The sequence below is a fragment of the Candidatus Omnitrophota bacterium genome (assembly GCA_028693815.1).
In the GTDB taxonomy this organism is placed as follows: domain Bacteria; phylum Omnitrophota; class Gorgyraeia; order Zapsychrales; family Aceulaceae; genus Aceula.
On the sequence record JAQUUP010000028.1, the window covers coordinates 1 to 20,794 of the forward strand.

Sequence of the window (20,794 nt, forward strand, 5' to 3'; positions counted from 1 at the left end):
CGCCTGTAGTTTTGGAGATGTCAAGCATTTCGATTTCAATTAGGATTTGAGGAACAGGAAGATCAAGCTTGGCAATTGTTTTTTCAATCACAGGAAATTGACTGGGGATATCTGTGACAATAGGCTGTTTGTTCGAGCATCTTGTATGACACTTCCTGATTTTGTTAAGATGCTTTTTACCGCTAAAAGTATTCCTTTAATTCCGTCCTCGTCTTCATCTCCTCCCCCTTCACTACTAGAGCTTGAGGAACTATCGCTACTACTAGTGTCTTCAGAGTCTTCGGTTTGATCTTTAAGGTTTTTGACCATTTTTGAATTAGAAACAGTGGCGTTTTTTAGAGGAAATACACGCGTGAGAAGCTCTTGAGGTGGCTTATCCATTTTCTTGACAATAAAAATATCGCTTCCAGGCTGAAGCTCATACATTAAGTTGTTGGCGTACAAAATTTGGCCTAAAGCTTCTTCTATAGGGACATCGTTAAAATAAAGTGTTATTGCCATATTAGCAATATTAGACGCTGCAATAAAATTGAGCCCTGATTGTTGGGAGAAAATCTTTAGCACGCTTCGCAGGTCGGCATCTTTAAAATCCATAGAAATTTTTTGAGAATACTCTGAATGAAGAAAGTGGTCAAGTCGAGAGATTTCACCGTACGCCTTATTTGTGTTAATCAACAAAAGCAGAGTAAATGAAAAAATAAAAAGATATGCAGTTTTGAATATTTTTATTGTCATGGAAACAATGTCCCCTCGCTTTAAGGCTAAATTGATTGAGTTAAAGTTTGGTCAATTTTTATTGTAAATGTTATTCCTGAGAATAAAACATCAACACCATCTTTATGAATGTTGACAATTTTTGAGCTTTCTATCGTATCCCCAACTGTGACAACGTTTTGGTTGATAATCGCTTGGGGCAATTTTGTATTCCAAATAAGACCAGAAACAATAAGTTCAGGAGCTTTGATAATAGGCTTTACTTTTTTTTCAGCATCTTTTAAATCAACGGCTCTTGGTTGTGCTTTGCGTTCTGGTTTCTCTATATTTATATTAGTAGGTTCTGGTATTTTTTCAACCATTTCTTCGATTTTCGGAAGCGAAGATTTAAAAGGATTTTTTGTTTGAGCTACGGTAAGCTCAAAAAATTCGCTTGCTTGAAGGAAGCTGTGGGGCATCGCTAGTTCTGCAAGGAAAATAAAAAGAAAAAATATGGTTTTTCGTTTCATGTTTATTCCTTGTCTTGCTTTAGGTTGATTGATGTGATGATCATTTCCCATGAGATAAAGTCGTCGTCAATTTCTTGAGGTTCAAAAGTGTTTTTTGTTGGATCTTCTTTGCGCCACATATCAATGCGGAAATTATTTTCGTAAGTTTCGATTTTATGAACAAATCGCAATGCATTTTCGAATGATCCAGAAAAAATAAATTTGACGGTTTGCTCTGTGTAATCATCAAAAGTTTTTAATTTATCTGGCACAAAAGAGAGTATTTTGATGTCACGGCTTTGTGCAATTTCTGAGACAGCGTTGATGACGGCTGTAGCCCCTAAGTAACCTTTTTGAGATTTTTCTAAGAATTCGTTTAGCTTTTTTTCTCGAGCTTCATAGGTTTTGATAACAATCGATTTTTCTTCGAGTTCTTTTATTTGATTTTTGATATTTCTTGATTCTTTTTTTTGATTACTGAAAATTCCGTTAACAACAAAGAGCGTTGCGAGGATGATTACGGTATTGATTAAAATGTCTTTGCGTTTAAGCAGATTGTTTTGAATAGATTGCATGTCAATTGTTTTAAGATCGACATTAAGGTCTATTTTGTTCAAATCAATTTCTTGAAGATTTTGAATAATTTTTTTAAGATCTATCATTGGTTTTGTTTTCCAGCTTTATTAAAATTTTAAAGTATGTTAGAGGAAAACCTTCTTTTTCAGTTTTACCGACAGTTTCAAGTTCGAGATGTTTTAGCTGATCTTTTAGATCTTTGTCTGATTTTAATTTTGCAATGAAATCGTCAATTAAATGAATTTGATTGTTGAGTTGACTAGCGTATGCGTATCCTTCGAGTACAATCTCAATTTCCGGTTCTTCGTCTTCCTTGATATTTTCGCTGTCAAGATATCCTATGTTAAAATTTTTTAGCCATACACCATCAGGGGTTTGGCCAGAGATGAATGTTAGGATTTTTGTAACATCGCTGTGAAATCGTATGGATTCATAAACTTTAATTTTCTTTGAAAAGTTGCTTGTTTTTGTTTGCAGGTCAGCTGTGCTAATAAAGGCATACTTCTTAGATTCTTCAGTTAAGGTTTTGATTTTTGTGCTTTGAGGAAGTCCGAGTGCGTTTGCAGCTAAAAAAGCAAGCCCAACAATTAGACCGCAGGCAAAGGCAATTTTTGCTGTCAATTTATAATTGGGGGTTTGGTTAAAGAAACTGTCCAGATCAGAGTCGGCTGAAGATCCATTGGAATTTCGAGCTTTAGCAAGATCAAGATTTAAGTTCAAAGAACATTCTTCTGTAAAACTTGTTCCAACAGCATTGAGTGTGTTGAGCGTAAGTTTTTCGTTTGTACCAAAAACATTGTTGGAATCAAAAAAAACGGTTGGGACGTTAAGATCAGTTTTAAGCCGCTCAGCAATTTCTCGTGGATAATGATTTGAGAAAATAAATATTTTGTCAATATCATGCTCATGGCTTCTTTTTTTGAATTGACGAGCATAGAAATCTAGAGAAACTCTAATCTCATCAAAAAGTGCGACAAAGATTTCTTGTGTTTCTTCTATTGTTTTTTCTTTTTTAGGATTTGGTAATTTAAAATCGCGAATAAATTGAGGAATTTGCTGTTCGGCGATGGTGATAGCCCCTTCTCCATCATTAATTTGAATAATTGCTATTTTTTGATTACTTTCAAGATGTTTTTGGGATTTTAAAATTCTTAAAAGGCTTATCGATGAAGGTTCGATGGATGCGATTTTAATTTTTCCTTCTTCGAAAATGTTGCAGTATTGAGTCAGAACATTTTTTCGTATTGCAATAAAAAGAATGCGTATTTTTTTGGTTTCGTTTTCCGTGATTTGAATATGGTGATATCCATAAACAAGTTCATCTAGTTTAAACGGAATATATTTTCGAGCTTCAAATTCAACCGCCGTGGCGATTTCAGAGGTATTCATAAAAGGAACAGTAAAGGCGCGAAAAAGAATATTTCGGACAGGAAGCGAAAGATTAACGCTTGGATTTTGAATTTTTTGCTCTCGCACGATTCTTTGAATTGCCGCCGTTAGACGTATATTTTCAGGGGCTTGCTCTGTTTCATTGTTTGTTTGAAGAGGCGAAAATGTATGAGAAAAAGATTCAGAATAGATGATGTCTGATCCCTTGGTTTCAACAAAAGAAAGAGAATCGATTCCGAAAAATACGCCTATATGTTTTTTTTGTTGTGCCATAGATTATTTTGCCTTGCGAGATTGAGATCGTAGCCATTTATCGATTTCGCGTCGATCAAAACGCCAAACGCCTCCGATTTTTATGCCGGAGATTTTTCGCTGATTAAGCCAGTTGTAAATTGTTTGCTTTTTCAGTTTAAGATAGGCTGCAAGTTCATCAACGTCTAATAAATGATCCATAATTAACTTCCCTTTTGTTAGATACTTCAATATGGGATTATCTAATTATCATTAGAGCATAACTAGATTACTTTGTCAATGGAATATTTATGTTTATCTATGTTTAACCATTTAAACTTACTTGTACTTACTTTTATGATGAAAGAGGATTTGTATATGGTCTTGAAAGGATAAGAATATTCTGGAATGATGAGCGCTAGAAGGAAACCTCTGTTTCGACGGTATCGGTTCCATCTAGCCCGGTACCCGCATCTGTGGTAATTGTTATTTTAAAAGGTTTTCCGTCTAATGTTGTGACCGGGAGTTGAAAACCAACGTGATTTGTCAGAAGATTCATGTAGTTTACCCAAAAAGCCCCTTTGGCAAGCTGTTCAGCTTTAATCTTGTCAACTTGTGCTTGTCCTAGATAGGCTTGACTACCAGCAAGGCTGATAACACTGACAGCTAAAATTGATAATGCCATAATGATAGCTGTGGCTATAATGAGGGTCATTCCGCTTTTATTTTTAGAAATATTCATTACGTTCTCCTTCGATTGCTAACTATAGTTATTTTCAGTTTTCTCAATGTAGCTTTTGCAACGAGGACAAGTTCTGAGGTTCTTGCCTTCGAAATCATAAAAAAGATAGCTACAATAAGGACAGTGAGCAATATATTTTGATCTTTTTATGTCCTGCCCTTCTTTTATATTATATCCGATCCATCCACCAATAACAAGGAGTAAACAGAGTGTTAAAAAAAATGTAATGGCTATAGAAAAATCAATAGTGATCATCGTTTGGTAATTTAAGGCGAATATGGTTGGTTATGTCTGAAGTTTCAAGATTTTCTATTGGTTCGGCCACCTCTTGTTGAGCAATAGAGCTAAGGGTTTCTGTTTTCAGAGTTTTCTTAGAATGAGACTGAGTCAAGGTAATCAATTCTGGCTTTTGATCATCTTTAAAAATATGACTACCTGGGTCGCTCGAAGATGTGTCGGAATCGATATTTTCTCGATAGGTCCTTTTTGTTTTTGAAAGTGGGTGAGAAGTCGATGAGAATTCCATGTCATGTCTTCCTAAAAAGGATCCAAGAAAATCAAACGAAGTCTTGGTAGGTTCTTTTTTAGAATCAAAGCGAAAATTAAGGAAATTAAATACAATAAGATGCAATAAAATGGAAAGCAAAAAAGCGCGAATAATAATTCTTTTGATGCTCATGAATCGCTTTCTTTTTTTATTTTTCTTGGTTTGTGGCAATGTTGACACGCTCGATGCCAAGCTCGCGACAAAGATCCCAGATGTCAATAACCCTGCCTAAGGATGATCGACGGTCCGCCTTAATTAAAATGAGTCGTTCTTTATTTTCTTTTTTTGCAAGTTCTTCTTTTAAGTCTTTCATTGTGCTAACGCGACTATTTATATATAAAACGTTTTCACTTGTTAGGGTGATGATTAGGTTTTCTTCTTTAATGACTTCGCTTGTGATGGCCTTAGGAAGTCTGACTTTGATGCCTGATTGAAAAACAAAAGAAGATGACAACATAAAGAATATAAGAAGTTGAAAGATAACGTCAACGAGAGGTGCGATATTGATTTGTTCAAACCCGAGACTGAATTTTGCGTGTCGTTTAAATTGCAATTTGAAGCCTTCCCTTTTATTTATGTTTGCGTTAAATAGTTAACAAGCTCAGTGGCGCTTCGTTCCATCTCAAGGACAAATTTATTGATTCTGCTAACGAGATAATTGTAGATAACAAAAGTTGGAATAGCGACAATAAGTCCTGCGACGGTTGTTAAAAGCGCTTCCCAGATGCCTCCTGCTAAATCGCCAGGGGTGACAGGATTAAGTGATGTTGCCCGCATTTGAATCATGTGAAAATTAGAGGCCATACCCGTTACGGTCCCTAGGAGACCAAGAAGCGGAGTGATATGCGCGATTGTTGCTAGGGCGGTCAGGCGTCGTTCGAGTTTTGGAATTTCAAAAAGACTTGCATCAGTTAAGGCTTCTTTGATTTCCTCTTTTGAGGATCCGAACTTTAAGATACCCGCTTCTAAAACTTTTGCGATCGGTGATCGGCTTTCTTCGCAATAGGCAACGGCATCTTTAATTTTATTATTTTTAATTAAGTTAAAGATATCTTTTCGAAGCTCTTGCGGGTTGGTTTTGATCATTGAAAAGTAAATGAATTTCTCAATCGTAATGGCAAGCGCAAAGAACGAACATAGAATAATTGGAATCATGATCGGGCCACCAGCCACAATAAGCTCCCAAGCGTTAATTTTCCAAATTCCCATAAATATTTCCCCTTTCGTCAATGATTAGTGAGTGAAATGTTTGTCTTAATCCAGTCAAGTCTTTCTTGCGCAAAGGTGCGCTCATCGACCTCATAAGCGATGACTTTTTGATAAATCGACACTGCATTATCCCAGTCTTCTTTGTCTTCAAAAAGTCGAGCAACGCGAAGGTAAGATTTGATAACCCATTTTGTTTTTTTCGGATAAAGATAAGGTATTTTCAAGTAAGCATCAATTGCGTTATTAGGTTGATTAAGCGATTCGTAGACGTCTCCTATTAGAAATTGAATTTCGCTTTTTTCTGTTTGATTTAAACCATCAGGTGAATCAAGGGCTTTTTGATAGGCTTCTAGCGATTGAGCGTAACGCCTTTTTTGCTTAGAAATTTCAGCAATTTTAACATAGGCATCACGGGCAAATTCAGGAGAATTCTTGATAATATCCTGATATGTTTGGATTGCGGTATCCGTATCAATTTGCTTCGCAAATATTTCAGCAATTAAAAGGCGAGATTTTCCATAAATTTTCTCGTCAAAAGAATTATCAATTGATTTTAATTGATTAAGAGCTTCATCGAATTCTCCTTTTGCATAATATGATTGGCTAAGACCTAGGAGAGCTTCTCCGATTTTCTCATTGCCAGGAAAATTCTTGATAATGTCGCTATAATAAGCGATCGATTTGTCCTGATCTCCTTCCTGGAGATAATATTCAGCTAGCCATGATGTCGCCTGCAGCGCTGTTTTTGTTTCGGGATATTTGTAAATAATAATTTTGAATTCTTTAAGCGCGTCTTTAACAGATCCCATTTCGTAAAGACAGCGAGCGATATTAATTTCAGAGTCTTGAACAAGTGATTCGTTGGCCGAATAATATTTTTTTATCTTTTTGAAAATCTTAATTGCTTCTGTGTATTCCTTAAGATTGAGATAGGCTAATCCTAAAATATAATGCGCATCAGGTTGAAACTGATTATCATCAGATAATTCTGCAATAAACTCTGCCATTTTTTCTTTAGAGGCAGCCCAGTCTCCTTTTTTAAAATAAGCAACGCCAAGGTAATATTTGATGTCGATTAAATAGTTGCTATTCGGAAAATTCTTCTGAAGACTCTGAAAAGAAAGAGTGGCGCTATCGATTTTGTCCATTTTAAGGAGTGCGATTCCTTGTCGATATTGAGCGTAATCGGTGTAGAGTGTGTCAGAAAAGTTTCGCAAAATTTTGTCATAAGCAGCGATGGCTTGATCATATTGACCGATGTCTTGATATGCATCACCAATTTGAGTGAGTGCGCTTACTTTGATAATTTTGTTTTCTGCATGATTAATGACATATTCGAAATTCTTTATTGCATCAGAGGAGTTTCCTTTTTTTAGATAAGTCCAAGCAAGACCGAGATATGCTTTTTCGACGAATTGAGATAAGGTTGGATCAGCGCTAAAAAGCTTGATAATTTTCTGATAAATATCAATTGCATTCTCGTAGTCTTCAGATTTATAAAGAATATTTGCCATGCCAAGATAGGCGTCGGCCAATTGCGTGACACCTGGGTTGAGATCAATGATTTTCTTATAGTTTAAAAGAGCTTTTTCAAAATCTCCTTTTTCAGAAAAAAGATTGGCAAGCCCTAACAATGGAGTTTCGCTTTGAATATTCTTTTGTTCGGCAAAAAGGGCTGCTTCATTAAAAGATTGCTCAGCTTGATCAAACTCTTTTAATTTAAGATAACTCCAGCCTGTCCCCACCTCGGCAATTAATTTTGTTTGGTTCTGGTTGGTTTTTTCTTTAGATTTTTCGTAATATTTAATGGCGGTAAGATATTTCTTTAAGTAATAATTTGATTCTGCAATATAAAATAATGCTTGATCAGTCCGCGTTGATTTTGGAAAAGTTTTTGTATACTTTTCAAACGTTATGATTGCGTTGTTGTAGTTTTCAAGATTAAAGTCGCATTCGCCAATGCGGAAAAGTGAATCTTCGAAAAGCTGATGAGTTGGAAAAAGATTAAGGAAATTTAAGAATTTCTGTTTTGCTTCGACATACTGATTTTGATCAAAATCAATCCAAGCAAGAGCGTATTGCGCTTGAGGGGCATAGGTAGACGTTGAGTAAAGATTCAGCAACTCTTCGTAATTATTCTTTGCTTCAATATAATCTTTAACCTTAAGATAGGTCTCTCCTAGCCAAAAAAGAACGGCATCTTGATATCCTGGAATATTACGAAGTTTTTTGAATTCATTAAATGCTTTTAAATATTCTCCTTTAAAAAAGTAGCATTGGCCAAGCAAAATAGTGATTTGTGGTCGTTTTTCGGTTTGAGGGTATTGACTGAGAAGTTGATTAATATATCGGGTCGTGACATCATAGAATCCATCATTAAAGGCTTTTTGTGTGATTAGAAAAAGTTCTGTTTCGTTATCTTGAGCCCAACAAGCGGATTTTTGATTTTCTGTTGAAATAAGCGTTGCTAACAGAATGCAGATAGATATTTTTATAATTTTAAAATTCATGAGATTATTATAACAACTTTTTTTTAGATTTCAATTTATAGTATAAATATGAATATATATGTATTTATACTTGGGGGAGGAGTTTCTAACCGTGATGTTTTTTGAGATATTGTTTTAAATATTGCCCAGTATAGGATTTTTTACATTTGATGATTTCTTCAGGAGATCCGGAAAAAACAACCTCGCCACCTCTATCCCCTCCTTCAGGCCCAAGGTCAATGATGTGATCAGCACATTTGACAACTTCAAGATTGTGCTCAATAACTAAGACAGTGTTTCCTTTACTTGCAAGTCTTTGTAATACTTCAAGGAGCTTGTCAATATCGGCAAAATGAAGACCGGTGGTTGGTTCGTCAAGAATATATAGTGTTTTTCCAGTAGCATGTTTACATAATTCGCTGGCAAGTTTTACGCGTTGTGCTTCTCCACCCGAAAGGGTTGTTGCTGGCTGGCCAAGCTTAATATAGCCAAGACCCACGTCGGTTAAAGTTTGAAGGATTTTTGTAACGCGTGGAATATTTTTAAATAATTCTAGAGCTTCTTCAACAGGCATATTCAAGACATCAGAAATATTTTTACCTTTATAATGAACTTCTAGTGTTTGCTGTGTAAAACGTTTTCCATGGCATATTTCGCATTCGACATAAACATCGGGTAAGAAATGCATTTCAATTTTTTTAATTCCGTCACCGCAACAGGCCTCACAGCGTCCTCCCTTTACGTTAAAGCTAAATCGACCTGGTTTGTAGCCTCGCAGTTTTGCTTCAGGCATTTGCGTAAAAAGTGAACGGATATCACTAAAAACTCCTGTGTATGTTGCAGGATTCGATCGAGGGGTTCGTCCAATAGGAGACTGATCTACAACAATGACTTTGTCAATGTTTTCAGTACCACTAATTTTCTTGTGGACCCCTGGTTTTTCTTTTGAATGATAAATTTGTTGAGCGAGCGCGTTATAAAGGACATCAGAAACAAGGGTTGATTTTCCTGAACCAGAAACACCGGTTACGCAAATAAAAGTTCCTAGCGGAAAGGCAACATCAATTTTCTTAAGATTGTGCTCTTGTGCCTCAATAATTTTAATTTGATATGACTTGTCGATTGGCCGTCGTTTTTTAGGAAGGCTAATATTAAGCTTCCCGTTTAGATATTTTCCGGTAAGCGATTTTTTAGAGCGAAGCATACCGGCAACATCTCCAGCATAGACAATTTCTCCTCCGTGTGTTCCTGCGCCAGGTCCAAGATCAATAATATAATCGGCAGATCGGATCGTGTCTTCATCATGCTCGACAACAATCAATGTGTTTCCGAGATCGCGCAACGCACGAAGTGTTTTTAAGAGCATTGTATTGTCTTTTTGGTGAAGACCTATGCTTGGTTCGTCAAGAATATAGATAACGCCAACTAGCCCAGATCCAACTTGCGTTGCGAGACGGATACGCTCTGCTTCTCCTCCTGAGAGAGTTGCGCTTTTTCGATTAAGTGTAAGATATCCCAGGCCGACATTAATACAAAAATCAAGACGGCGGTTTATTTCTTTTAGAATTTGTTCGCTTATGATTGTTTTTGTTTTTGATAATTTGAGATCCGTAAAGAATTTCTTTGCTTGAAGAATTGATAATTCGGTGACTTCAGAGATATTTTTTTCAGAAAAACGAATGGCTAGGGATTCTTTTTTAAGACGATTGCCATGGCATTCTGGGCATGGCGAAATAGACATAAAATCTGAGACCTCGCCTTTAAGCCAATCACTGTCGCTATCACGAAAAAGCCGTTCAAGATAGGCGATGACCCCCTCGAATTGTCGACCCCAGATTTCATCCTGAGAACCGTATAAAACAACATTTCGAAACTTTTTAGTAAGATTTTTAAAAGGTGTTTGTTGGTCAATTTTGTAGATGCTTGCAAGTTCTCTTAAGACTGCTCGATAATACATCATGTATCCTCGACGTCCTTTGCGCCAAGGGGCAACGGCATTAATCCATGGTTTTTCAGAATCCGGGACAAGGAGCTCTGGGTCAATTTCCATTTTTGTTCCAAGACCGTTACATTTTGGACATGCTCCGTAAGGAGAGTTAAAAGAAAAAATACGTGGTTCTATTTCAGATAAATTAATTCCACAATCAATGCAAGCATAACGTTCACTAAATGTTTTATCGTTTCCCTTTTCGTTGGAAATAATAACGAGTCCATCGCCTACTTTAAGAGCGGTTTCAAGAGAATCGATTAAGCGTTTTTTAATTTCAGGTTTGACCGTTAAGCGGTCAACAACAATTTCAATATGATGAATTTTAAATTTATCTAATTTGATTTCTGATTCTGTGTCATAAATTGTCCCATCGACGCGCAAGCGGGCAAATCCTGCTTTGGTTATTTGTGATTGAATATTGCGATATTCTCCTTTTCGTCCTCGTATCATCGGGGCAAGAATAGTGATCGGTTCTGACGGTTTCATGGAAAGGATTTGGCTTGCTATTTCTTCAACTGTTTGGCGTTCAATTTTTTTTCCGCAGACATGACAAAAAGGTGTTCCGGCACGAGCAAACAGTAAGCGTAAGTAATCATAGATTTCTGTTTGCGTTGCAACCGTTGAGCGAGGGTTTTTGCTAGTTGTCTTTTGTTCGATCGAAATGGTCGGAGATAAACCTTCGATATGTTCAACATTTGGCTTTTGAAGTTGCTCAAGAAATTGACGTGCATAGGCCGATAAGCTTTCAACATAGCGTCGTTGTCCTTCGGCGTAGATGGTGTCGAATGCTAAGGATGATTTTCCAGACCCGCTCAAGCCTGTTACCACAACAAATTTATCTCGGGGAATCTTAAGGCTAATGTTTTTTAGATTGTGCTCTTTTGCACCGTCAATGCGGATATGATTATTTTTTTTTAACGTCATATGTTAGGTTTAAGCGAATTTAAAATAGCCCCTACAAAAGCGTAGGGGCTATTTTATGTTAGGATAGAACTATTTCTTTTTTGCTTTTTTCTTAGCTGCAGTTTTTTTAACTACCTTCTTTTTTGCAACCTTTTTTTTAGCGACCTTCTTTTTAGCAACTTTCTTTTTAGCCACCTTCTTCTTTGCGACTTTTTTAGTTGCTTTTTTCTTCTTTTTTCCGCCTCGTACCATTTGAGCGCAAGATACGTCTCCTTGCTTATCTACGAAATAGAGAAATCCTTTTTCCTTTTGGACGCCAACCTTAGCAACTACTTTTTGCTTGCCGCCTTTTTTGTTGCCTCGTGCCATTAAAGCGCAGGAAACGTCTCCATTCTTATCGATAAAATAGAGATATCCCTTCTCTCTTTTGATACCGACTTTTGCTACTTTTTTAGCCATTTTTTTTCACCTCCTTTCATGTGCCTATTTTAATAGGGTTAAAAAATTGTTTTAATGTTTGCGTGGCTGATAGAACAGCTAGATAACTTGTTTTTGGATTGTCTGGGCAGACGACGTTATCTGTACGTGTTGTAAGATGTCCAAATTTCCCAAAAACTTCAATTTCATGAGAATTAACTTTAAAACTAGGAGATGTAATGATACGAATACGAATACGGTCTTTGACTCCAGATGCAAGGGCAATGGTTGCTGCGACATTTATATTGCGAGGAAAAAGTTTAACAGCTTGATCTACTGTTCCGTCAAAAATAACAGTCTCTGCTTTGATGCGGTCTATGGCAATGCCTTTTTTTGTTAAATATAGGGATTGGCTTAATCCAGACGGTGGCTTGCGTGTGGTTAGGGTAATGTTTGAAATGTTTTCAGCGCCAACTGACTTGATGACATCAAGTCCACTAATGGCTCCAGACGGAACAAGGATATTGGTTTGATTTTTAGCGGCAAGTCTAAAAACATCACGCGCATTTAGCACTTTTCCTGCGCTCATAATAAGAATGCTTTTTTTAGCGCGGACAACTTGACGAATGATTTTTGTTGTGTCTGGCGAGGCAATCGCTTCAATAATAAAATCACAGGATTTAATGATCTGAGATAAAGAATTCTTGATAAGAGATTTTTCGAGTTTTAATTTTGACGCAAGAAGTTTTGGTTTCTCCGCGATGACATCATAAAGCCCGGAGATAGTGCAGTATGATTTTAAATCTTGCTTAACGCTTTTGGCCAAACGAGAACCAATTGCGCCACAACCAATGAATCCAATTTTAAGTTTTTGTTTTTTTGACTTCATGCGTCAATAATAATGTTATCAATCAATCGGATTTTTCCGATAAATATTGCAAGAGCGATTAATGTTTTTTTATTAATCATTTTTGTTGGTTTTAAAGTTTTCATATCAACACAAGCGATATAATCAATCTTAGCACGAGGATTCTGCAAAACAATCTTTTTTATTTCTTTAATGATTTTTGCAGAATACCTTTCTCCCGTGTAAATTAGGTTTTTTGCAGCTTTTAAGCTTTGATAAAGACAAGTAGCTTGTTTTCTTTCTTCGGAATTCAGGTAAATATTACGTGAACTCATTGCAAGCCCATCTTTTTCTCGGACAATTGGAAGCAGCTTAATTTTTACATTCCAGCCCAAGTCTTTGATCATGCGCTCAACAACAACAGCTTGTTGTGAATCTTTTTGTCCGAGATAAAGTGTGTCAGGCATAACGCAGTTGATCAGCTTTGCTACAATGGTTGTAACTCCCTGAAAATGACCAGGTCTAGATTTTCCGCAAAGAACAGTTGTTATATTGCTAACATTGACATATGTTAAATACCCCGTCGGATACATCTCTTTTATCGACGGATAAAATATTATATCAACTTTTTCTTTTTTTGCCAAGGCTTCATCTTGTTTTTTTTCTCGAGGGTATTTCTTAAAGTCTTCCTTCGGCCCAAATTGGGTGGGATTCACAAAAATACTTAAAACCGTTATATCGTTTTCTTTTTTACTTCTTTTAATGAGAGATAAATGTCCTGCGTGCAGACATCCCATCGTCGGAACAAAACCGATTTTCTTTTTGTTTTGTTTTGCCAAGAAAGAAAACGATTGCATTTGTTTGATGGTTTTGATTATTTTCACTGGATCGTTCCTTTTGTTTTTTGAGCAATTTCAGGATAAATTTCTTTTAGAGGAGTCATGACAAATTCTCGCTTAAACATTTCTGGATGAGGAATTGTTAAGTTTTTAGATTTTAATTGAATATTATCATAGAGAAGAATATCGATGTCAATTGTGCGTGGTCCGTGATGAATGGTTTTGATGCGTCCCAAATCTTTTTCGATTTCTTTGATGGTTTTTAATAGTTCTTCCGGAGAAAGCGTAGTTGTTGCCTTAGCAGCAGCATTTAGAAATTTTTCTTGAGGAGGTCCGATCGGGTCAGTTTCGATAATGGAAGATATTTTTTCGATATGAATTCCGCGCCTGTTTAATTGATCAACGGCGCGTTTGATATTGTTTTGACGGTCTGCGATATTTGACCCTAGAGCCAGATAGGTTATACTCAACTTCGAATAACTCCGTAATGAATTCGTCTTACAGAATCTTTTTAAGACGTTCGGCGGCTTCAACAAGGCGTTCTTTGGAAACAGTGAGTGCCATCCGAATGTATCCTTCTCCGAATTTTCCAAAACCAAGACCAGGTGTCGCAATAATGTTGGCTTGATCTAAAAACGCTTTTGAAGCTTCCATCGAGTTTTTAAACTTTTTTGGGATTGGCGCCCAAATATAAAATGTTGCTTTTGGCGCAGGCACATCCCATCCTGATTGTTTAAGGGCCTTAATAAAGACATCTCTTCTTTCCTGGCAAAGCGTTCGCATGTCTTGAGCCGTCTTGTCGCCATTTTTTATTGCTTCAATGCCAGCGACTTGAATGGCTTGGAAAATACCAGAATCAATGTTTGCTTTAACTTTTGCAAGGGCTGCTATCAGTTTTGGATTGCCACATGCCCATCCAATACGCCAGCCTGTCATAAAAAATGTTTTAGATAATGAATGAAATTCAATAACAACATCTTTAGCGCCTTCTACTTCTAGGAAGCTTAAAGGCTTTTCGTTATCATAATAAACTTCAGAATAAGCAAGATCAGATATAAGAATAATTTCATTCTTTTTAGCAATGGCAATGAGTTTTGTTAAATAATCTTTTGTTACAATCGCTGCTGTTGGATTATTTGGATAATTCAAAAAGAGTGCTTTTGCATTCTTTAAATCTTCAAGTTTTGGTAAGAATTCATTTTCAGCTGTTAGTTCAACAGAAACAACTTCTCCTCCAGCAAACATGACAGATGATCGATAAGCTGGATAACATGGGTCAGGAATCAGAACCTTGTCCCCAGGATTAATAATTCCTAAAGGTAGATGTGTTAGTCCTTCTTTTGATCCGATTAAAGGATAGATTTCAGTGTTTGGATTAAGATCAATATTAAAGCGTTTTTTAGACCAGGTCGCAATGGTTTGGCGAAGCTCAGGAAGCCCTGCGTCAAAGGCATAGTGGTGATTGTTCCCGTCTTGCGCGGCTTTTGTAAGCGCATCAATGATAAATTGTGGCGTTGGCGAATCTGGATCTCCAATGCCTAGATCAATAATATCTCTGCCTTCAGACTTAGCTTGACGTTTTGCCTTGTCGATTTCAGCGAAAAGATATGGTGGTAGCTGTTTTAAACGATCTGAAAATTCTAAATTCATAAAGTGTTCATGCCTTTCTTTTATTTAATTCCTAAAACATCGTGCATATTGAATAAACCTGTTTTGTGCTCCACGATAAATTTTGCAGCAACTAATGAGCCTTGCGAAAAAATATCTCTTGTTTTTGCATGATGACTAATTCTGATTATATCAACATCGCTTTCAAAGATAACGTCGTGGTCACCGATAATTTCACCTTCTCGAATAGAATCAATATTGTCAATCTCTCTTAAATTTACTTTTTTAATATATTGCGCCAGGGTTTTGGCTGTTCCAGAAGGTGCATCTTTTTTGTGAACATGATGAGCTTCTGTAATGCGAACTTTGTAATTGTTTCCTGCTCGAAGAGAAAGTTCTTCGGCCATTTTAAATAAAATATTAACACCGATTGACATATTTGAAGAGAATACAATTCCAGTTTTAGAAGCGGCGTTTTCAATGGTGCTGATGTCTTTTTCGGTCAGGCCTGTTGTTCCGATTACTATTTTAACATTGTTGTTTGCGCAAAAAGACACATTGGCAATAGTTGATTCAGGTGATGTAAAATCAATGAGCACATCTGCATCTTTTAGGTCTTCAAGGTGAGATGTGACGTCAATCCCATCAATTGTCTTTCCCATGTCGGGATGATCTTTTCTTTCTAGCAAAGCAACAATATCAAAATTACCATCGTTTTTAGCAAGACGATAAATGCTTTGACCCATGCGTCCAAGTGATCCAGTAATAGCTAAGCGAATCATAAATTAATTTCTCCTTAAATGAGGAATGGTTTATGGAGTTTTGCGACATAAACCATATGTCCGAATTTATCCCGCATGCGTAACGTGTCGGGATTCTTATTTTAATAAACCGTAATTTTTTAATGCTATTTTTAACTTTTCAACATTTCCTGCTGCCATTGGTGATAATGGTAGGCGTAACTCATCAGAGCACATGCCTAAAAGACCCATTGCTGTTTTAATTGGTATGGGATTTGTTTCGATGAACATGGCTTTGACGAGCGGCAATAATTTATAATGAATTTCTTGTGCGGCTTTGAGGTCTCCTTTTTCAATTGCAGCACAAAGTTTGGCTGTTTCTTGAGGCACGATATTTGCGACAACAGAAATAACGCCCACACCTCCCACCGACATGGTCGGGAGCGTTAGTGCGTCATCACCAGAAAAAATTAGAAAATTGTCTGGGCAAAGTAATCGTATGGCACTTGTTTGATCAAGCGATCCGGATGCCTCTTTGACGCCGATAATATTTTTGCAATCTTTTGCAAGTCTTGCAATGGTTTCTGGTTCGATATTGCGTGCGGTGCGTCCTGCAATATTATAAAGAATAATTGGAATGTTAACGCTATTAGCAACAGCTTTAAAATGTTGATAAAGACCTTCTTGCATTGGTTTGTTGTAGTAAGGTGTTACTTGCAAAGATGCATCAGCGCCAGCTTTGGCTGCGCGTTGTGTTAATTCAATGGCTTCCGCTGTTGAATTAGATCCTGTTCCAGCAAGAATTGGAATTTTTTTGTTGGAAGCTTCGATACAAGCCTCGATAACTCGCTCGTGTTCTTTTGGTGTTAATGTTGGAGATTCTCCTGTTGTTCCGCATGGTAAAATAGCATTGGTTCCATTTTTAATATGAAATTCGACAAGTTCAGCGAGTTTTGTTTCATCAACTTGACCATTTTTAAATGGGGTCACAATTGCAACAATAGATCCTTTAAACATTTTTCCTCCAGTATTATCTTTTTTAATTTATATAAAAGTTTCCATCGGCAATAAAACGTGCGCTTCCGGTTAGCCAGACATTTGTTATTTGGTCTTCGTTTAAATTAAAACAAACGGAAAGTATTTCTCCGCTTGCGGTTTTAACTTTCATAGTTGCTTTTGTTTTTGAATCAATTTTTGAGTTTGCCTTTAAGAACGCAACAATTGCGCAGGCAACGCTTCCTGTGCCGCAGGCACGTGTCTCAGCTTCAACGCCGCGCTCGTATGTGCGTACAGCCACTAAGTTTTTATTTATTTGTTCAACAAAATTAACATTTGTTCCACGCGGTTGAAATTTTTCATGAAAGCGAATTTCTGGACTAAGCGCATTGACATCAATTTTTTCTAATCCGTCAACAAAACAAATGACATGTGGAACGCCAGTATCAATATAGCTTAAGTGAAGTGTTCGGGTATTTATTGCGATCGCAATATCTTGAGTGTAATTTTCTGGATCGCTTAGTCGGACACTGATAAGCTCCCCCTTTTTTTCAGCTAAGACAATGCCAGCCTTTGTTTCTAAGCTGAATTGTTTTTTCTTAATCGTTTTTGTTTTTAAAATATATGCAGCCATGCATCGTGCGCCATTACCACACATTTCGGCTTCTGATCCATCAGCATTGATAATGCGCATTTTGTAATCAGCTTTTCTAGATTTGTCTAAAATCATTAACCCGTCTGCGCCAATGCCATCGGTACGATGACATATTTTTTGTGCGAGCTTTTTGACGTTAAGTCCAGATGAAGCATTGATGATAATAAAATCATTACCAGCACCGCACATTTTTGTAAAAGTCAGCTTCTTCATTTTAAGAACCTCGGGATTTCTTCACCGCGAATAAGATCGCTAAATGTCTCTCTTTTTTTAATTATTTCAAATTTATTTGCTTTGACCATGATTTCAGCGACTTTTGGCCGAATGTTGTAATTGCTTGCCATTCCTGATCCATAGGCGCCAGCACGCATAATAGCTAGAAGATCGTTCTTTTTGACGATACTTAGTTTTCTGTCTTTCGCAAAGAAGTCGCCACTTTCGCAAATGGGTCCGACAACGTCAACTTTTATTTTTTTAGCGGATGTTTTCTTTGTTGGCAGAATTTCATGATAAGCGTTGTAAAGCGATGGTCTGGCAAAATCGTTCATGCCGCCATCAACGATAACAAATTTTTTAACCCCGTTATCTTTATTATACAAAACCTTTGTTACAAAAATTCCAGAAGGTCCAACGATGAAACGTCCTGGCTCGATGATAATTTCAAGCCCTGTCATGCGCAAAAGTGGCAGTAATGCCTTGGCAAATTCTTTTGGCGTGACGGATTTATTTTTGTAAGAAATGCCAAAGCCGCCTCCAATATCTAAATATCTAAGAATAATGCCGTCGTTGCATAATGTTTCAAGAAATTGAATGATTTTATTTAGCGCATCAACATATGGTTTAACTGTTGTGATTTGTGATCCTAGATGCATGTGGAGTCCATTAATTTTAAGATTTGGATATTTCTTTGTATTCTTAAGGATAGAGCGCGCTGTTTTTAAGTCGATTCCAAATTTATTTTTAAGTGTCCCTGTTGTAATTGATTTGTGTGTTGCCGCATCAATGTCTGGATTAATGCGAAGAGCGATTTGTACAATTTTTTTTAGTTTCTTTGCAATTCGATTTATTTCTTCAAGCTCTTCTTTGGACTCGACATTAAAAAGTAGAATTTTTTCCTTGATTGCTAAAGTGATTTCTTGTTCGGTTTTTCCCGCAGATGCAAAACAAATTGTTTTTGGATTAGCACCTAAGCGAATTGCTTTTCGGAGCTCTCCTTCTGAGACAATATCGATACCCGCGCCTTGGTTGAGCAGTGTTTTTACAATCGCCGCATTGCCGTTTGATTTCATAGCAAAGCATACTAGCGGGTTAATGGAAGCAAAAGCATCTTTGATCTTTTGAAAATGTTCCACTAATGTTTTGTGACTGTAAAGATAAAATGGTGTGCCAACTTTCTTGGCAATAGTGCTGACTTTTACAGATTCACAATAAAGTTCATTATTTTTAAATTTAAAGTCATGCATTGAGTTTTTTCTTCCACTTTAAAAGTTGTGCGTAGACCATACTAGGGTTTGTTGACCCGAAGGATTTTTTGTTTAAAATAGAGGTTTTTGGGTTAAGCAATTTCTTGACGTCAGTAGAAAAACTTTGTGAATATTCCTTAAGTTGTGACGTTGTTAAATCAGAAATTTTTTTGTCTTTATCCAAGCAATCTTTAACCATTTTTCCAATTGTATCATGTGCTTCTCGATAGGAAACACCTTTTTTGATTAAATATTCCATGATATCCACAGAAAAAAGTGCTTCATTCTGAATTTCTTTTTCAATGGATCGCTTTTTAATTGTAATCCCTTTGAATAACGCTGACAACACCTCAAGCATTTGTTTCACGGTATCAACGGATTCAAACAATGGTGGTTTGTCAAGCTGCATATCTCGGTTGTACGTTAGAGGAAGTCCCTTCATCAGATTTAAGATTTCTGATAAATTTCCGTAAATTTTTCCTGTTGTTCCGCGAATAAGCTCTAAGACATCAGGATTCTTTTTATGCGGCATAATCGATGATCCTGTGCAAAAGGCAGCATCAATATCGATGAAATTAAATTCGTTTGTAACCCATAAAATTAAGTCTTCAGAAATTCGTGAAAGATGCATGGCAACAATTGAGAGCGATGAAATAATTTCAATTACAAAATCTCGATCGCTAACGGCATCGATACTGTTTTCTGAAACAGCCTTTAATCCTAATTTTTTTGCTACGAAAGCACGATCTATTTTTAATGATGTCCCTGACAAGGCACAGCTTCCTAAAGGTAAAACATCGAGGCGTTCCCCAGCATCTAAAAGACGCGCTTTGTCTCGTTGAAGCATTTCAACATAAGCTAGCATATGATGCGCGAGCAAAACAACTTGAGCAGACTGCAAGTGCGTGTACGCAGGAATAATTACGTCTTTATTTTTAAGGGCGAAATCTAAGATGGATGTCTGCAAACTATTGATTTCTTTGAAAAGCAAGGCGATTTGATCAAGGCAATACAAGCGAATATCAAGTGCAATTTGATCATTTCGAGATCGTGCTGTGTGGAGCTTATCGCTAGCTGATCCAATTTGTTTTTTTAGAGCGCTTTGGATATTTGTGTGCACATCTTCTGCTTTTAAATCAAATTTGAATTTTTCTGTTAAAATTTGTTTTTCAATTTTCTTTAATCCGGAAACAATTTTATTGGCATCTTTTTTTGGGATGATTTTGCATTTATCAAGCATCTGGGCGTGCGCAATGCTTCCAGCAATGTCATATTTTGCAAGGCATTTATCATATGAAATGCTAAATGAGAAGTCATCAGCAAGTTTGCTTGATTCCTTTGTAAAGCGTCCTCCCCATAATTTATTCATTATGCTCTCCCTTTTAATTCAATTATTGACTGAATGGCATTGCCCAAAGATGGTTAAAACCTTCAGCTAATTTTTGATCAAATTTATCTTTTTCGCCATAGGTCGCGAGTTCTTCTTTGTAGCGAGAATGTTTTGATTTTCGACCAACGACCATGCAGTTTCCTTTATAAAGTTTAAGCCGAATGACGCCGGTTGTAAATTCATGCAATTTATTAAAGTATGCATCGAGCTGTTCTTTGAGTGGAGTAAACCATAAGCCATTGTAGGTCAGCTCTGCATATTTCTGAGAAGCCTGAGTTTTGTAGCGCATAGTTTCGCGATCTAAAACAAGACTTTCAAGGTCAGCTAGCGCAGCGTGTAGAATTGTTCCTGCAGGATTTTCGTATATCTCTCGTGATTTAATTCCTACGAGACGATTTTCTATCATGTCAACACGCCCAACTCCATTTTTCCCACCAATTTCATTTAGTTTTTTTATAAGTGAAACTGGCTTGTGTGCGATTCCATTTATTTTCTTTGGTACTCCCTTCTCAAAAGCTACCTCAATGTATGTTGCTTTGTTTGGCGCTTTTAAAGGAGACT

General features: G+C 36.7%; 22 protein-coding genes. All 22 read right to left on the minus strand.

Features of this window, described 5'->3' with window-relative positions; genetic code table 11:
* Positions 1 to 87 precede the first annotated feature (87 nt).
* A complete protein-coding gene (locus PHY73_07725) occupies positions 88 to 735 on the minus strand; it encodes a hypothetical protein (protein ID MDD3375590.1) in 648 nt (215 codons plus the stop codon).
* A gap of 26 nt (positions 736 to 761) precedes the next feature.
* Positions 762 to 1,223, minus strand: coding sequence for a hypothetical protein (locus PHY73_07730; GenBank protein MDD3375591.1), 462 nt, complete (start codon positions 1,221 to 1,223; stop codon positions 762 to 764).
* Positions 1,224 to 1,225: 2 nt separating this feature from the next.
* Positions 1,226 to 1,864, minus strand: a complete 639-nt coding sequence (locus PHY73_07735; protein ID MDD3375592.1) for a hypothetical protein — start codon at positions 1,862 to 1,864, stop codon at positions 1,226 to 1,228.
* Positions 1,851 to 3,440 carry a pilus assembly protein PilM gene (gene pilM, locus PHY73_07740; protein ID MDD3375593.1) on the minus strand — a complete coding sequence of 530 codons (1,590 nt, stop codon included), beginning with the start codon at positions 3,438 to 3,440 and terminating at the stop codon, positions 1,851 to 1,853. The genes PHY73_07735 and pilM overlap by 14 nt, the downstream gene beginning before the upstream one ends.
* A gap of 3 nt (positions 3,441 to 3,443) precedes the next feature.
* Positions 3,444 to 3,620, minus strand: coding sequence for a helix-turn-helix domain-containing protein (locus tag PHY73_07745; protein MDD3375594.1), 177 nt, complete (start codon positions 3,618 to 3,620; stop codon positions 3,444 to 3,446).
* 196 nt (positions 3,621 to 3,816) lie between these two features.
* The gene (locus PHY73_07750) at positions 3,817 to 4,113 is read right to left on the minus strand and encodes a hypothetical protein (protein ID MDD3375595.1); all 297 of its coding nucleotides are present in this window, start codon (positions 4,111 to 4,113) and stop codon (positions 3,817 to 3,819) included.
* Between the two features lie 268 nt (positions 4,114 to 4,381).
* On the minus strand, positions 4,382 to 4,819 hold the full coding sequence (locus tag PHY73_07755; GenBank protein MDD3375596.1) for a hypothetical protein: 438 nt from the start codon (positions 4,817 to 4,819) through the stop codon (positions 4,382 to 4,384).
* Between the two features lie 16 nt (positions 4,820 to 4,835).
* Positions 4,836 to 5,240 carry a biopolymer transporter ExbD gene (locus tag PHY73_07760; protein ID MDD3375597.1) on the minus strand — a complete coding sequence of 135 codons (405 nt, stop codon included), beginning with the start codon at positions 5,238 to 5,240 and terminating at the stop codon, positions 4,836 to 4,838.
* Positions 5,241 to 5,260: 20 nt separating this feature from the next.
* A complete protein-coding gene (locus PHY73_07765; GenBank protein MDD3375598.1) occupies positions 5,261 to 5,896 on the minus strand; it encodes a MotA/TolQ/ExbB proton channel family protein in 636 nt (211 codons plus the stop codon).
* 17 nt (positions 5,897 to 5,913) lie between these two features.
* Complete coding sequence (locus tag PHY73_07770) at positions 5,914 to 8,406, minus strand: tetratricopeptide repeat protein (GenBank protein MDD3375599.1); 2,493 nt, start codon at positions 8,404 to 8,406, stop codon at positions 5,914 to 5,916.
* An 85-nt stretch (positions 8,407 to 8,491) separates the two neighbouring features.
* Positions 8,492 to 11,299 carry an excinuclease ABC subunit UvrA gene (gene uvrA / locus PHY73_07775; GenBank protein ID MDD3375600.1) on the minus strand — a complete coding sequence of 936 codons (2,808 nt, stop codon included), beginning with the start codon at positions 11,297 to 11,299 and terminating at the stop codon, positions 8,492 to 8,494.
* A gap of 69 nt (positions 11,300 to 11,368) precedes the next feature.
* Positions 11,369 to 11,737: a hypothetical protein gene (locus PHY73_07780; GenBank protein MDD3375601.1), complete on the minus strand. Its 369-nt coding sequence runs from the start codon at positions 11,735 to 11,737 to the stop codon at positions 11,369 to 11,371.
* 16 nt (positions 11,738 to 11,753) lie between these two features.
* Positions 11,754 to 12,584, minus strand: a complete 831-nt coding sequence (locus tag PHY73_07785) for a DUF108 domain-containing protein (GenBank protein ID MDD3375602.1) — start codon at positions 12,582 to 12,584, stop codon at positions 11,754 to 11,756.
* On the minus strand, positions 12,581 to 13,426 hold the full coding sequence (gene panC, locus PHY73_07790) for a pantoate--beta-alanine ligase (protein ID MDD3375603.1): 846 nt from the start codon (positions 13,424 to 13,426) through the stop codon (positions 12,581 to 12,583). Before panC ends, PHY73_07785 begins: the two co-directional genes overlap by 4 nt.
* Positions 13,423 to 13,851, minus strand: coding sequence for a 2-amino-4-hydroxy-6-hydroxymethyldihydropteridine diphosphokinase (folK, locus tag PHY73_07795; protein ID MDD3375604.1), 429 nt, complete (start codon positions 13,849 to 13,851; stop codon positions 13,423 to 13,425). The genes panC and folK overlap by 4 nt, the downstream gene beginning before the upstream one ends.
* 28 nt (positions 13,852 to 13,879) lie before the next feature.
* Positions 13,880 to 15,031: an LL-diaminopimelate aminotransferase gene (locus PHY73_07800; protein MDD3375605.1), complete on the minus strand. Its 1,152-nt coding sequence runs from the start codon at positions 15,029 to 15,031 to the stop codon at positions 13,880 to 13,882.
* A gap of 20 nt (positions 15,032 to 15,051) precedes the next feature.
* The gene (dapB, locus tag PHY73_07805) at positions 15,052 to 15,771 is read right to left on the minus strand and encodes a 4-hydroxy-tetrahydrodipicolinate reductase (GenBank protein ID MDD3375606.1); all 720 of its coding nucleotides are present in this window, start codon (positions 15,769 to 15,771) and stop codon (positions 15,052 to 15,054) included.
* Positions 15,772 to 15,867: 96 nt separating this feature from the next.
* Entirely contained in the window at positions 15,868 to 16,746 is an 879-nt protein-coding gene (dapA, locus tag PHY73_07810; protein MDD3375607.1) for a 4-hydroxy-tetrahydrodipicolinate synthase, read from the minus strand.
* Positions 16,747 to 16,768: 22 nt separating this feature from the next.
* Positions 16,769 to 17,593 (minus strand): diaminopimelate epimerase, encoded by an 825-nt coding sequence (gene dapF / locus PHY73_07815; GenBank protein ID MDD3375608.1) that lies wholly within the window; start codon positions 17,591 to 17,593, stop codon positions 16,769 to 16,771.
* Entirely contained in the window at positions 17,590 to 18,843 is a 1,254-nt protein-coding gene (gene lysA, locus PHY73_07820) for a diaminopimelate decarboxylase (protein ID MDD3375609.1), read from the minus strand. Before lysA ends, dapF begins: the two co-directional genes overlap by 4 nt.
* The gene (gene argH / locus PHY73_07825; protein ID MDD3375610.1) at positions 18,836 to 20,212 is read right to left on the minus strand and encodes an argininosuccinate lyase; all 1,377 of its coding nucleotides are present in this window, start codon (positions 20,210 to 20,212) and stop codon (positions 18,836 to 18,838) included. The genes lysA and argH overlap by 8 nt, the downstream gene beginning before the upstream one ends.
* A gap of 22 nt (positions 20,213 to 20,234) precedes the next feature.
* Positions 20,235 to 20,794 (minus strand): argininosuccinate synthase (locus tag PHY73_07830; protein MDD3375611.1); only part of this gene is annotated, 560 nt, incomplete at its 5' end.

What these genes read in the sequence shown, in the direction of transcription:
- pilM (MDD3375593.1), bottom strand. Translation starts at nt 3,440, where the DNA reads ATGGCACAACAAAAAAAACATATAGGCGTATTTTTCGGAATCGATTCT.
- dapB (MDD3375606.1), bottom strand. Translation starts at nt 15,771, where the DNA reads ATGATTCGCTTAGCTATTACTGGATCACTTGGACGCATGGGTCAAAGC.
- PHY73_07770 (MDD3375599.1), bottom strand. Translation starts at nt 8,406, where the DNA reads ATGAATTTTAAAATTATAAAAATATCTATCTGCATTCTGTTAGCAACG.
- dapA (MDD3375607.1), bottom strand. Translation starts at nt 16,746, where the DNA reads ATGTTTAAAGGATCTATTGTTGCAATTGTGACCCCATTTAAAAATGGT.
- PHY73_07730 (MDD3375591.1), bottom strand. Translation starts at nt 1,223, where the DNA reads ATGAAACGAAAAACCATATTTTTTCTTTTTATTTTCCTTGCAGAACTA.
- PHY73_07780 (MDD3375601.1), bottom strand. Translation starts at nt 11,737, where the DNA reads ATGGCTAAAAAAGTAGCAAAAGTCGGTATCAAAAGAGAGAAGGGATAT.
- lysA (MDD3375609.1), bottom strand. Translation starts at nt 18,843, where the DNA reads ATGCATGACTTTAAATTTAAAAATAATGAACTTTATTGTGAATCTGTA.
- PHY73_07735 (MDD3375592.1), bottom strand. Translation starts at nt 1,864, where the DNA reads ATGATAGATCTTAAAAAAATTATTCAAAATCTTCAAGAAATTGATTTG.
- uvrA (MDD3375600.1), bottom strand. Translation starts at nt 11,299, where the DNA reads ATGACGTTAAAAAAAAATAATCATATCCGCATTGACGGTGCAAAAGAG.
- PHY73_07800 (MDD3375605.1), bottom strand. Translation starts at nt 15,031, where the DNA reads ATGAATTTAGAATTTTCAGATCGTTTAAAACAGCTACCACCATATCTT.
- PHY73_07750 (MDD3375595.1), bottom strand. Translation starts at nt 4,113, where the DNA reads ATGACCCTCATTATAGCCACAGCTATCATTATGGCATTATCAATTTTA.
- PHY73_07745 (MDD3375594.1), bottom strand. Translation starts at nt 3,620, where the DNA reads ATGGATCATTTATTAGACGTTGATGAACTTGCAGCCTATCTTAAACTG.
- PHY73_07725 (MDD3375590.1), bottom strand. Translation starts at nt 735, where the DNA reads ATGACAATAAAAATATTCAAAACTGCATATCTTTTTATTTTTTCATTT.
- PHY73_07765 (MDD3375598.1), bottom strand. Translation starts at nt 5,896, where the DNA reads ATGGGAATTTGGAAAATTAACGCTTGGGAGCTTATTGTGGCTGGTGGC.
- PHY73_07785 (MDD3375602.1), bottom strand. Translation starts at nt 12,584, where the DNA reads ATGAAGTCAAAAAAACAAAAACTTAAAATTGGATTCATTGGTTGTGGC.
- dapF (MDD3375608.1), bottom strand. Translation starts at nt 17,593, where the DNA reads ATGAAGAAGCTGACTTTTACAAAAATGTGCGGTGCTGGTAATGATTTT.
- PHY73_07755 (MDD3375596.1), bottom strand. Translation starts at nt 4,819, where the DNA reads ATGAGCATCAAAAGAATTATTATTCGCGCTTTTTTGCTTTCCATTTTA.
- argH (MDD3375610.1), bottom strand. Translation starts at nt 20,212, where the DNA reads ATGAATAAATTATGGGGAGGACGCTTTACAAAGGAATCAAGCAAACTT.